Genomic DNA, 12,960 nt, shown 5'->3' on the forward strand with positions numbered 1-12,960 from the left:
TAAATCGAGCTTTTAATTTCAAAAATTTGCCGTATTTATGCTTTTTTTTTGGATTCCTGCTTCCGCAGGAATAACATAACAGCCACAGGATAACAATACGAAATCTGCTTCATATAATAAAATCAACTATATAAGGAAAAAATATGACCTCAAAAGCTACTAACTCTTCTTCTACCCCTAACGGTCATGATAAGACAGCAAAAACTACCAAACCTGTTCTAAATGGTGCGGTTTCAAATCATAACACTTATGATGAAGTGCCGTATGAAAGCTATCCATATGCTCTTACAAATCCTTATCACTTAAGTACGCTTGCAACTCTTTTCGGCGTGAATGCTCCTGAAGTCGAGAATGCAAAAATATTAGAGCTTGGTTGTGCAGCAGGGGGTAATTTAATACCACATGCAGTTCTTTATCCAAAAGCTCATTTTGTTGGGGTTGATTTGTCTAAGGTACAAATTGACGAAGCAAATAAAAATGTTAAAGAACTAGGATTAAAAAATATAGAGTTCCATCATTGTTCGATAACCGATATTGATGATTCTTTCGGTAAGTTTGATTATATAATTTGCCATGGCGTAATTTCTTGGGTACCAAAAACCGTTAGAGATAAAATTTTTGAAGTTTGTAATAAAAATCTTAGTCTAAACGGAATAGCATATATTAGCTATAATACCCTCCCTGGCTGGAATATGGTGCGTACTATTAGAGATATGATGATGTATCATTCTAGCTTATTTGCAAATGTCCGTGATAGAATAGCTCAATCTAGATTGTTACTAGAATTTGTTAAGGATAGCTTAGAAAATTCTAAAACCCCTTATGCAGAAGTATTAAAAACCGAAGCGGGACTACTTGCTAAACAAGCCGATCATTATTTACGTCATGATCATCTAGAAGAAGAAAATGCTCAATTCTACTTCCATGAATTTATGAATGAAGCAAGAAAACACAATTTACAATATTTAGCCGATTGTAATCTTTCGACTATGTATCTTGGTAATATGCCTCCAAAAGTAGTAGAGCAGTTAAAAGCAGTGAACGATATAGTTAGAACTGAGCAATATATGGATTTCATTACGAATCGTCGTTTTAGAACCACTTTACTATGTCATAGTGATGTGAAAATTAATAGAAATATTAATAATGATGATATAATGAAATTTAATATGATCTTTAATATAGCGCCTGAAAAGCCGATGAAAGAAGTAGATCTTAATAATGCTTTCGAAGCCTTAAAATTCTTCTTAAACGGTAATAAAGATTCTAATTTAACAACTAGTTCGCCTTACATGAAAGCTATTTTATACACTTTCAGCGAGAATCTAAATAATCCGTTAAGCTTTGAGAAAATAACCTCTGAAGCCAATAAAAAGCTACATAGTACTAAATTAAACGAAATTAAAGCTGAGCTTTTAAATATTGCAATGAAGCTAGTACTACAAGGTTATATTAGTATTACAAATCAGAAGCATCGAAATAACCCTGAGCTTGATAAGCCTAAAACAACAAAAATGGTGATACATCAAGCAACCCATACACCTTCTATGTGGGTTACAAATTTAAAACATGAACCGATCGGCGTTAATTTCTTTGAGAAGTTTGCACTTAGATATATGGACGGTAAACATGATAAAAAAGCAATCATTGAGGCTGTACTTGGTCATGTAGAAAAAGGCGAGCTAACTTTAAGTAAAGAAGGTCAAAAAGTAGAAAACAAGGAAGAAATACGCAAAGAACTAGGAAGCTTATTTACTCCAATGATCGAGAAATTTTCTTCTAACGCATTGTTGGTGTAATATATATTTCGTCATTGCGAGCGACTGAAAGGAGAGTGGCAATCTCATGAAATAATAACAAACTCTTGGGATTGCTTCGTCAATTACTACGTAATTTCCTCGCAATGGCGAGGAAATTCTAAAGCATAATAACTCATGTTCATATTTTTTTATTTATTTGCAACATTAATAACTATCAGCAGCTTATGCGTTGTTTTAAGCAAAAATTCCGTATATTCGGTATTATGGTTAATTTTTGCATTTATCAACGGTGCAGGACTTATGATTTTGCTTGGAGCAGAATTTTTAGCTATGATGCTGATAGTGATTTATGTTGGAGCTGTAGCAGTATTATTCTTATTTGTGATAATGATGCTAGATATACATTTTAATAAGACAATAACACAGTTAAAAGAAAATCTTGCTTTAAGTATTTTTATAGCTCTAATAATGTTTGCTGATTTAGTAACAATTATTTTACTTGGCTCTAAAAATATTAATTTCAGCTCGGATGTATCGTTTGCCATAACAAATGATATCTCAAATACTAAAGCAATAGGTAAGGTGCTTTACACCGATTTTATGCTACCGTTTCAAATGGCGGGGCTTATTTTATTTGTCGCTATGATTGCATGTATTACATTAACGCTAAAGAAGCGTGAAGGAGTAAAATATCAAGATATTACAAAGCAACTCTCCCATAATAAAAGTAATGTTGTATTGATGACAAAGCCTACTCTAAATAAAGGTGTCGAGAATATTAAATATGAATGAATATATTTCGCTTAATCATTATTTAATCTTAAGCAGCTTGGTTTTTACTATTGGGATGTTTGGATTATTTATGCATCGCAAAAATATTATCAATATATTAATGTCCATTGAGTTAATGCTGCTTGCAGTTAACATAAATTTTGTTGCATTTTCCATATATATGCAAGAATTATCAGGACAAATTTTTAGTATTATAATCTTAACCGTAGCAGCTTCCGAAACCTCAATAGGGCTTGCGATATTACTAATATATTTCCGTAATAAAGGCTCAATTGAAATCACTGACATTAATCAGATGAGAGGATAAGATGTATCAAAATCTTGCCATAATGATTATCATGTTACCGCTTGCATCTAGCGTAATAAACGCGTTATTCGTAAAGATAATAGATAAAAAATTAGCTCAAATAATTGCAACCGGCTTCTTATCTTTATCTACCTTATTCTCATTAATAATATTTTGTGATGCGGGTCTAGACGGGAATATAATCCATATTAAATTATTACCATGGATTGAGGTTGGAAATTTTAAAGTAAATTGGTCGATTTATATCGATCAGCTCACTAGCATAATGTTTATAGCCGTAACATGGGTGTCAAGCGTCGTGCATATTTACTCGCTTGGCTATATGGCGGAGGATAAAGGGATTGTACGCTTCTTGTCTTTTCTTTCTTTATTCACTTTTTTTATGTTAATGCTAGTATCAGCTGATAATTTCTTACAATTATTTTTCGGCTGGGAGGGCGTCGGGGTTTGTTCATATTTACTAATTGGTTTTTGGTATTCAAAAGAATCCGCCAATAAAGCAGCGATTAAAGCTTTTATAACTAATAGAGCCAGCGATTTTGCTTTTATCTTAGGTATAATAACGATTATTGTTTATTGTGGTTCGGCAAATTACAAAGGTGTGTTTTCATCTGCAGAGTTATTATCTAATACAAAAATATTTTTACAATTTTCTATTCTAGATGTTATTTGCTTGTTATTATTCATCGGCTGTATGGGTAAATCTGCACAGATCGGTTTACATATATGGCTGCCTAATGCGATGGAAGGACCGACTCCGGTATCCGCACTTATTCATGCAGCAACCATGGTAACGGCAGGAGTATTCTTAGTAGCACGCTGCTCATATTTGTTTGAATATAGCCCTTTAGTTCTACAGTTTATTACAATAATCGGCGGTGTTACTTGTCTTTTTGCCGCAAGCATTGCTGTTATGCAAAGCGATATCAAAAAGATTATTGCTTACTCTACCTGTAGTCAGCTTGGTTATATGTTTATGGCTTGCGGGGTATCTGCCTATAATAGCGGGATATTTCACTTAGTAACTCATGCCTTTTTTAAAGCCTTATTATTCTTATCAGCCGGCAATGTAATACATGCAGCTCATGAGCAGGATATTTTTAAAATGGGTGATTTAAGAAATAAAATGCCGGTAACTTACGGAAATTTCTTAATCGGTTCACTTGCATTGATAGGTATTTATCCTTTGGCAGGGTTTTACTCTAAAGATTCGATTTTAGAAGCAGTTTATAGTAGCGGCTCATTTATGTTCATTTTTGGGATAGTGGCAGCAATACTTACTGCTATTTATTCAATGAAAATTATTATGTTGGTATTTCATGGTAAAACTAGGCTAGAAAAAGAGGTTTTTGAGCATGCCCATGAACCGGCTAAAATAATGAATAACTCCCTTATATTGCTTGTCACTGGGAGCTTTTTTAGCGGTATGATCGGCTATTATTTACTTTCTATGGATAAACCAAACGGCTATTTCCATGAAAGTCTATTTAATTTACATATTTATAAACTACTAATTAGCCACCCGCCTTTATATATTAAGCTACTACCTATGGCAGTTGGCATAGCTGGGATTGTTAGCGGCGTTTGTGTATATAAAGGCTTTCTGTCATCTCAGCCTTCTTCTATGTCATTCCTGCGGAAGCAGGAATCCACTAAAAGCCACGGGATGACATTCCTGTCTAATATAATAAAAAACAAATATTACTTTGACGAAATATATAATTTCTTAATTGTGAAACCTATTAACTGTTTAGCTTCATTATTTTATCTTGGCGATCAGAAAATAATCGATCGTTTTGGACCAAACGGTTTTTCACGAGTCGTCAATTGCTTTAGCGTTCTTGTCGGTAAAACACAAACAGGATATGTTTTTAATTATGCTTTGTATATGGTATCGTTTATTGTTGCGGTAATTAGCGTTTTCGTTTGGAGAGGTTTTTAAGAACACTGATGTCATTCCCGCATAGGCGTGGTGGTATATGTCATTCCCGCGTAGGCGGGAATCCAGTACTTTAAAACTTTATTTGAAAAGCTAGTTTTACGATGGATTCCTGCTTCCGCAGGAATGACATCGAGTAGTAATATACTACTAAAAAAACTTATAAAATCTTAAAATAGCATGTTAGAATTACCTATTATATCTATCAGTATTTTCCTGCCGCTAATAAGCGTGCTATATATTTTGCTGTTTATTAGTCAAAGTAAAAAGGCAAATAAAGCAATATATGTAATGTATGTTGCAGTACTTAGTTCTGTTTTAACATTCAGCTCAACTATCTATATTTTAATAGAGTTTGACTCTTCAAACCCCGCTTATCAATTTGTTGAACGCTACGATTGGCTTGATAAAATCGGGCTTGAATTTCATGTTGGTGTTGACGGTATATCGATATTTTTTGTGACTCTAACTTCTTTTCTTACTCTTATTTGTATAATCGGAAGCTTATTTACCGTTAAAAAATATATTAAAGAATATTTGGTATGCTTTTTATTAATGGAATCTTTTTGTATAGGAGCTTTTACTTCGGTAAATTTATTATTATTCTATCTCTTTTTTGAAGCAATATTAGTGCCGATGTATATTATTATCGGCGTCTGGGGCGGTGAAAATAGAATATATGCAGCTCTTAAATTCTTCTTATATACTTTCTTCGGCTCGGTATTTTTCCTACTTTCATTAATTTATATTTATAACAAAATTCATAGTTTTGATTTAACTTATATTTCTGAACTTACCGGTAATATTCCATTATTTGTTCAGCAAATTTTATGGTGGGCTATCTTTATTGCTTTTGCCGTTAAAATCCCCATGATTCCGTTTCATACTTGGCTACCTGATGCACACGTACAAGCTCCAACTAGCGGCTCGGTTATTCTTGCCGGTATTCTGCTAAAGCTCGGCGGTTACGGCTTTTTAAGAGTATTACTACCGTTATTTCCTAATGCATCACAAGAATTTGCAATTTACGTAATTTACCTTAGCGTTATTGCAATAATATATGCGTCCCTTGTTGCTCTTGCTCAAAAAGATATGAAGAAGATGATAGCCTATTCATCTATTGCACATATGGGATATGTTACAATAGGTATTTTTAGCTTTACCGAAGCCGGAGTTAGCGGAGCAATATTTCAGATGCTTAGCCACGGCGTGATTTCCTCATGCCTATTCTTAATAGTCGGTACTTTATATGAAAGATTGAACACCAAAGAAATAGCTAAATATGGTGGTGTTGCAAGTAAAATGCCTGTGCTTGCCACATTTTTTATGATTGCAATGCTTGGCTCTGTCGGTCTTCCCGGTACTAGCGGATTTATCGGAGAGTTTTTAAGCCTGCTTGGGATTTATAAGGTGAATGTAGCAGCAACCTTTATAGCGGCTCTTGGTATAATTCTTGGAGCTGTATACATGTTAAAATTATACAAAGAAGTAATGCTCGGTGAGATTACCAATAAAGAAATTATGCATTTCAGAGATTTATATAAATATGAAATAATCTCAATAGCCCCTTTAATACTACTAATTATTTACTTTGGGCTAATGCCGAGTTCTATTTTAAATGTATTTAGCTTATCAGTGGAGAATTTGCTAGTAAAATTTTGATAACCTATATAATAATCGTCATTGCGAGGAAATTACGAAGTAATTGACGAAGCAATCTCAGAAGTTAGTTATTATTTCATGAGATTGCCACGCAGCCTACGGCTGCTCGCAATGACGATCTTCAGTATCCGAACAATGACGGGAAAACATGACAAAAGAAAATGCTATCACTTCATCAATTACAATTTAACATAGAACAAAGAAATTTATTTGATCTAAATATTACTTTTCTTCCTTCTTCTATCATCTATATAAAAGGAGCCAACGGTTGCGGTAAAAGCTCATTACTGAGAATGATGGCAGGGGTTATGCAACCAAGTAGCGGTAATATTTACTATAAAAATAATAATATTAATAACACTCTTAAACCTTACTGCACTTATATCGGTCATAATTTAGGGCTAAAACTTGAAATGACTGTTTTTGAGAATCTAAAATTTTGGTCGGAAATTTATAATTCCGCTGAAACCCTATACGCTGCTATTCATTACTTTAAATTACAAGATTTATTAGATGAAAAATGCTATAGTTTATCTAGCGGAGTGCAGAAAGTCGTAGCCGCAGCAAGACTTATTGCCTGCCAATCTGACTTATGGCTACTTGATGAAGTTGAAACTAATTTAAGCAAAGAAAATAGAGATCTGCTAAATAATTTAATTGTTATGAAAGCAAATAACGGAGGTATTGTTTTTCTATCCTCTCACCTAGAAAATTCCATAAAATCTGCACAGACATTACAGCTGGATATATAATATATGAAATTTCGAATGCAAAGTTCGAGATTTCATGATATAATCTTTTTAAAGTTAAAAATTGTGATTTATGAAAGCAATTATTAAACGCCCTCATTATTTAGAAAAGATAACAGCACAATTTTTAAGTCATAAAATTGTAGCTCTTTTAGGACCAAGACAATGCGGCAAAACTACTTTAGCACGTCAATTTGCGGAGGGACAAAGAAAAGTACATTTTTTTGATTTAGAAGATATAAGAGATTTAGCTGCCTTAGAAAATCCTTATATTGCACTCGAGGGTAAAAAGGACTTAATTATTATTGATGAAATTCAAAGGTTACCTGATTTATTTCCTACTTTGCGGGTTCTAGCCGATAAAGATACAGAGCAGCGTTTTTTAATACTCGGTAATGCCTCAAGAGATTTAATTAGACAATCGTCAGAAACACTTGCAGGCAGAATATCTTATATAGAAGTGCATCCTTTTTCTTTGTTAGAAGTAGATAATATAGATAGACTGCATCTATTCGGCGGATTTCCAAACTGTTATCTTTATCCTGAAACAGGTTTTGACTGGTTAGAGCAATATATTAGGACTTTTTTAGAACGTGATATTCCAAATCTTGGTTTCTCTATTCCGCCTAGCACATTACGTCGTTTTTGGACGATGCTTGCTCATTATCACGGGAATATTTTTAATGCTTCTGAAATTGGAAAATCTTTAGCAATAAGCGATCATACTATAAAAAATTATCTAGATATTTTATCCGGTACTTTTATGGTGTGTCAATTATATCCTTGGTTTGAAAATATTTCTAAACGCCAAAAAAACGGCCTAAAATATATTTTACTGATTCAGGAATATTTCATCATTTAATTGATATTTATTCACCTGAGCAATTATTAAGACACCCAAAACTAGGAGCAAGCTTTGAAGGGTTTGCTCTAGAGCAAATAATACGCATTTTTAATAAACGCAGCGAGGATTGTTATTACTGGGGGATACATCAAGAAGGAGAGCTAGATTTATTTATAAGACATAAGAGTCTAAAGCTGGGTTTTGAGTTTAAATTTAGCGACGCTCCTACTCTTACTTCTTCGATGTATAAAGCCATAGACTATTTAAAATTGAATGAATTATTCGTTATATATCCAGGTAAAAAAAGATATCAATTAGGAAGCAATATAACCGTTGTGCCGGTTAGAGATATAGTAACGCTTGTGTAGATTATACATTAGGCAATCCTTCCTCATTATCAGAAGTATGATTAAGCACTCCTGAAAGTGTTATACCGTTTTGAGCGAAATCATTTATCGGATTATATTCATCTAAAGAAGTAAGAAAAATGGGAGGCTCGACTTTTATTTCTGTACATGACGGAAATGTATTATGAAAAGTTTCTATAGCTTTAGATGGATTCATATCTAAATATCTACAATATGCAATAATGTCCCAAGAATATGTTAAAGAGTTGTTCTTAGGTGTTGCTGCAGTCTTAAAATCAGAAATTACTGAGAGCATTGTCGCAAAATGCTTATATTCTACTGTATATGGACTACTAGTTATAGCGTGAGATATGTTTTTTATACCATTCCAAAACCTAGATAAATAATGATTATCAGAGTTAAGTGATTTTATTACATCTATAGTAACGCTAGTCGGTGGCTCGGAATTATAGGTACAATAAACTTTTACTCTATAGGCACTTTCTGTAATTTCTTTTTTATAGGTTCATTTTGCATATTATATTCCTAATAAATGAAAAGTAGATAGACGAAGTCTAATTTGGAAAAGAGCAAGGTGTTTTGATATTTTTAACCGTAGCGTAGTAAACCTACGTGAGGATTAAAAATGAAAAACAACGTAGCCAATTTTTCAAATTAAACGAGTATATTACCTATACTCATAATCCTTATGTAATTTACTAGCTAGTGCCTGCTCCCATCTATCGCCATTTTGCAGTAATCTTTCTTTATCATAAATAAGTGCGGTATGGGTTAAGCTTGCAAACTCGAAATTAGGTCCTTCAACTATCGCATCTACAGGGCAAGCTTCTTGGCACAATCCGCAATAAATGCACTTTGTCATGTCTATATCATAACGTGTTGTACGCCTACTGCCGTCATCTCGCTCGTCAGCCTCGATAACTATAGCCTGAGCAGGGCAAATAGCCTCACAGAGCTTACAAGCAATACAACGCTCTTCCCCGTTTTCATAACGTCTAAGTGCATGCTCGCCCTTAAATCTAGGGCTAACAGGGCTTTTTTCATAAGGATAATTTATCGTAACTTTGGGCTTAAAGAAATACTTTAAAGTCAAAGCCATCCCCTTTATTATCTCATATAGAAAAAATGATTTTAAATAGTTTATCATAAAAGTTATATATTAAAGATCGATGGCATTATTACAGCTTCTATGTCATTCCTGCGTGGGCGGGAATCCGCAAAAATAACATATAGTGGCGGTGCAAAAATTATATATTTAACAAAATCGACATATAAAAACTTGTTTTTATATGTTTTGCTGGATTCCTGCTTTCGCAGGAATGACAGTGATATCTAAACACTCGGCAAATTATCAGTATAAACAAGCACACTAGAGACTAATACCACCCAAAATAAAGTTAGAGGTAAAAATACTTTCCACCCCAAACGCATTAGTTGGTCATAACGATATCTCGGCAAGGTTGCTCTAATCCATAAAAAGCAGAACAATAAGAATCCGACCTTAAATACAAACCAAAAGAACCCCGGAATACAATCTAACCACGATATATTAAAGGGCGGCAGATAACCTCCTAAAAAGAAAGTCGTAGTCATTGCACTAACGAGTATCATATTAGCATATTCACCTAGAAAAAATAAAGCAAATCCCATAGAGGAGTATTCAACATTATAGCCGGCTACTAATTCCGATTCTGCTTCGGGTAAATCAAAAGGTAATCTATTTGTTTCGGCAAGCACCGAGATAAAAAACACGACGCCCATAGGTAGTAGCATTAAATCAATCCACCACGGCAGAGTTCTTTGTGCTTCAATAATCCCACTTAAATTGAGAGTACCGGTAGTAAGTAACACGGTAATAATAACTAGTCCCATCGATACTTCATAAGAAATCATTTGGGCAGATGAACGTATAGCTCCAAGGAATGCGTATTTTGAGTTACTAGCCCAACCGGCAATAATAATGCCATAAACGCTTAAAGAAGATATAGCAAGGATATATAAAACACCGACATTAATATCTGCGAGAACTACGTCCTTTGCAAAAGGTATAACTGCCCAGCCGATTAAACTTAATATAAAAGTTATCATCGGTGCTAAAATAAATAATATTTTATCGGCGTGAGTTGGAATAATCGGCTCTTTGAATAAGAGCTTAACCGCATCAGCAATAGGTTGCAAAAGCCCGAATGGTCCAACGACATTAGGTCCTTGTCGAAGCTGCATTAATCCAATAACACGACGTTCTGCATATGTTAAATACGCAACGCATAAAATTAAAGGTATAGTGATCGCCACCACCTTTAGAGCGATGATAATTAACGGAAAAATATATTCAAAAAAGAGTTCTGTCATAATGTTATTTAATTGTCATACAACCGTCATTGCGAGGAGATGCGAAGCATCGACGCGGCAATCTCAGGACTTTGGCACGAGATTGCTTCGTCGAATTACTATGTAATTCTTCTCGCAATGACGGTTTAGGTATCCATGCTCTTTGCGTTTGCTTGTAATGACGACTCTTCATACCGCCCTCCCATTTCTCTTTTCCTTAGCCTCTACACACTTGGCCATAGTGACCGAGTTTTTACTAATTACATCAGTCATATAATAATTAATAGGTCCTGTAGTTATAGGCTCTTTTGATAACTTATCTTTAGAGCTAAATTTAGCAAATTTACTCTCTACAATTTTATCAATATTAGCAAATATCTTATATTCTTTAGCAAGTTTGGCTCTTACTTCTTGTAAATCACTCATTCCGATATCTATTTTCAGATAACCGGCAAGCTCTTTAATAATTTCTATATCTTCTTTAGCTGTTCCTACAGGCGATACTGCTTTTTCCGCTATTTGAGGTCTTCCTTCTAAATTTACGTAAATTCCGCACTGCTCGGTATAAGCTGCCGCAGGTAAAATTACATCAGCATTCGCAGCACCTGCATCCCCATGATGTCCTTGATATATTATAAAAGCCGATTTTAGCTTATCAAATGGGAGTTCATCGGCTCCAAGTAGGTAAGCGAGTTCTAACTCTTCAAGTTTAATAGGAGTATTAAAACCTATGTCAAGACCGCCGACTATAGAAGCGTGATTATGCAATATATTAAAGCCTTGAAAGTCATCACGCATAATATTATATTCAGCCGCCATCTTATGAATAAGCGACAATATAGCATATCCGTCATCTCGTCCATATACGCCGTCACCTACTATAATCATCGGATATTTTGCTGCTTTTAAGGCTTTCGTAAACTCATGAGTACCAATAGCTAGCTCTTCAATAATCTTAATATCATTTCCTAAATCCTGAATTCTATAAGTTTGGTTGTTGTGTCCTTCACCTATTCTTGCCACTTTTAATGAGCCTGCACGCACTCTTTGCCCTATTCGGCTATTTAATACCGGAGCTATCTGCCTTGGATTTGCTCCGATTAGTAAACATGAATCAGCCTTTTCTACACCAGCAATAGTTGTATTAAATAAGTAGTTTCCTCGCTGCGTGGTATCAAATTTATAATCAAACTGATTAACGCTATAATTATTAGAACCAAACTTTTGCAATAATGTTTTTAGCATGAACATTGCTTCAACAGATGCAAGAGAGCCAGCAATAGCAGCAATTTTCTCTGGTTTTACGGATTTAATTTTATCTGCTATCGTCTTTAAAGCTTCGCTCCAACTAGCCTCTACTAACTTACCGTTTTTTCTGATATAAGGGAGATCTAAGCGTTGATATTTCAAACCGTCATAACTAAAACGATTTTTATCAGAAAGCCATTCCTCATTTATTTCTTCATTAACACGAGGTAATATTCTCATTACCTCATCGCCTCTACTATCTATACGAATATTAGAGCCTTCCGCATCATGCACACCAATACTAGCGGTATGTTTTAGTTCCCATTTACGAGCTTTAAAAGCATAAGGTTTGGAATTTAAAGCACCGACCGGACAAATATCTATCATATTACCGGAAATTTCAGAATCGAGCGTTTGCTCTAAATATGAAGTTACCTCCATATGCTCACCTCGATGGATAGCTCCCATTTCTTCTATTCCGGCTATATCATTTGCAAATCTAATACATCTTGTACATTGTATACATCTAGTCATCGCTGTTTTAATCAGCGGTCCCATATATTTATCTTTAATAGGTCTCTTATTTTCATGAAATCTATTAGTACCTTTGCCGTATCTAAAAGCCTGATCCTGCAAATCACACTCACCGCCTTGGTCACAAATAGGACAATCTAGAGGATGGTTAATAAGTAAAAACTCCATCACTCCTTCACGTGCTTTTTTTACCATAGGCGTATCAGTGTGAATAACCATACCGTTACTTACCGGCATTGCACAAGAAGCTATAGGCTTTGGTGATTTTTCCATTTCAACCAAACACATACGGCAATTACCGGCGATTTTTAGACGCTCATGATAACAAAAATGCGGGATTTCTTTGCCTGCTTGTGTGCAAGCTTGATAAACGGTGCTACCTTCTGGTACTTCTATTTCAGAGCCGTCTACGTTCAGTTTTATCAT

10 protein-coding genes and 1 pseudogene are annotated in these 12,960 nt (G+C 34.5%); 7 read left to right on the forward strand and 4 right to left on the reverse strand.

Annotated features, from left to right (window positions below; genetic code table 11):
• The first annotated feature begins 143 nt into the window (after window positions 1-143).
• From KYQ89_RS04210 to KYQ89_RS04240, 7 genes and pseudogenes are all read left to right on the forward strand, one after another.
• Window positions 144-1,799 (forward strand): methyltransferase regulatory domain-containing protein, encoded by a 1,656-nt coding sequence (locus tag KYQ89_RS04210; RefSeq protein WP_218460547.1) that lies wholly within the window; start codon window positions 144-146, stop codon window positions 1,797-1,799.
• A 135-nt stretch (window positions 1,800-1,934) separates the two neighbouring features.
• Window positions 1,935-2,552 (forward strand): NADH-quinone oxidoreductase subunit J, encoded by a 618-nt coding sequence (locus KYQ89_RS04215; RefSeq protein WP_218460548.1) that lies wholly within the window; start codon window positions 1,935-1,937, stop codon window positions 2,550-2,552.
• Window positions 2,545-2,859, forward strand: a complete 315-nt coding sequence (nuoK, locus tag KYQ89_RS04220) for an NADH-quinone oxidoreductase subunit NuoK (RefSeq protein WP_218460549.1) — start codon at window positions 2,545-2,547, stop codon at window positions 2,857-2,859. The genes KYQ89_RS04215 and nuoK overlap by 8 nt, the downstream gene beginning before the upstream one ends.
• 31 nt (window positions 2,860-2,890) lie before the next feature.
• Window positions 2,891-4,801 carry an NADH-quinone oxidoreductase subunit L gene (gene nuoL / locus KYQ89_RS04225; protein ID WP_371920409.1) on the forward strand — a complete coding sequence of 637 codons (1,911 nt, stop codon included), beginning with the start codon at window positions 2,891-2,893 and terminating at the stop codon, window positions 4,799-4,801.
• A gap of 177 nt (window positions 4,802-4,978) precedes the next feature.
• The gene (locus tag KYQ89_RS04230; protein WP_218460551.1) at window positions 4,979-6,460 is read left to right on the forward strand and encodes an NADH-quinone oxidoreductase subunit M; all 1,482 of its coding nucleotides are present in this window, start codon (window positions 4,979-4,981) and stop codon (window positions 6,458-6,460) included.
• A gap of 161 nt (window positions 6,461-6,621) precedes the next feature.
• Window positions 6,622-7,212, forward strand: coding sequence for a heme ABC exporter ATP-binding protein CcmA (gene ccmA, locus KYQ89_RS04235; RefSeq protein ID WP_218460552.1), 591 nt, complete (start codon window positions 6,622-6,624; stop codon window positions 7,210-7,212).
• 70 nt (window positions 7,213-7,282) lie between these two features.
• Window positions 7,283-8,421: pseudogene (locus KYQ89_RS04240) on the forward strand (ATP-binding protein).
• Window position 8,422: 1 nt separating this feature from the next.
• On the opposite strand, the gene KYQ89_RS04245 reads toward KYQ89_RS04240, so the two are convergent.
• From KYQ89_RS04245 to nuoG, 4 genes are all read right to left on the reverse strand, one after another.
• Window positions 8,423-8,716, reverse strand: coding sequence for a hypothetical protein (locus KYQ89_RS04245; protein WP_218460553.1), 294 nt, complete (start codon window positions 8,714-8,716; stop codon window positions 8,423-8,425).
• Between the two features lie 372 nt (window positions 8,717-9,088).
• A complete protein-coding gene (gene nuoI / locus KYQ89_RS04250) occupies window positions 9,089-9,568 on the reverse strand; it encodes an NADH-quinone oxidoreductase subunit NuoI (protein ID WP_218460554.1) in 480 nt (159 codons plus the stop codon).
• 185 nt (window positions 9,569-9,753) lie between these two features.
• Window positions 9,754-10,773 (reverse strand): NADH-quinone oxidoreductase subunit NuoH, encoded by a 1,020-nt coding sequence (gene nuoH / locus KYQ89_RS04255; RefSeq protein WP_218460555.1) that lies wholly within the window; start codon window positions 10,771-10,773, stop codon window positions 9,754-9,756.
• Between the two features lie 168 nt (window positions 10,774-10,941).
• Entirely contained in the window at window positions 10,942-12,960 is a 2,019-nt protein-coding gene (nuoG, locus tag KYQ89_RS04260) for an NADH-quinone oxidoreductase subunit NuoG (RefSeq protein WP_218460556.1), read from the reverse strand.

Source organism: Rickettsia sp. TH2014 (genome assembly GCF_019249195.1).
Lineage (GTDB): Bacteria > Pseudomonadota > Alphaproteobacteria > Rickettsiales > Rickettsiaceae > Rickettsia > Rickettsia felis.

Excerpts from the sequence above, each read along its gene's own strand:
- KYQ89_RS04230 (WP_218460551.1), top strand. The coding sequence starts at position 4,979 with ATGTTAGAATTACCTATTATATCTATCAGTATTTTCCTGCCGCTAATA.
- KYQ89_RS04215 (WP_218460548.1), top strand. The coding sequence starts at position 1,935 with ATGTTCATATTTTTTTATTTATTTGCAACATTAATAACTATCAGCAGC.
- KYQ89_RS04210 (WP_218460547.1), top strand. The coding sequence starts at position 144 with ATGACCTCAAAAGCTACTAACTCTTCTTCTACCCCTAACGGTCATGAT.
- ccmA (WP_218460552.1), top strand. The coding sequence starts at position 6,622 with ATGCTATCACTTCATCAATTACAATTTAACATAGAACAAAGAAATTTA.
- nuoI (WP_218460554.1), bottom strand. The coding sequence starts at position 9,568 with ATGATAAACTATTTAAAATCATTTTTTCTATATGAGATAATAAAGGGG.
- nuoG (WP_218460556.1), bottom strand. The coding sequence starts at position 12,960 with ATGATAAAACTGAACGTAGACGGCTCTGAAATAGAAGTACCAGAAGGT.
- nuoK (WP_218460549.1), top strand. The coding sequence starts at position 2,545 with ATGAATGAATATATTTCGCTTAATCATTATTTAATCTTAAGCAGCTTG.
- nuoH (WP_218460555.1), bottom strand. The coding sequence starts at position 10,773 with ATGACAGAACTCTTTTTTGAATATATTTTTCCGTTAATTATCATCGCT.
- KYQ89_RS04245 (WP_218460553.1), bottom strand. The coding sequence starts at position 8,716 with ATGCTCTCAGTAATTTCTGATTTTAAGACTGCAGCAACACCTAAGAAC.
- nuoL (WP_371920409.1), top strand. The coding sequence starts at position 2,891 with ATGTTACCGCTTGCATCTAGCGTAATAAACGCGTTATTCGTAAAGATA.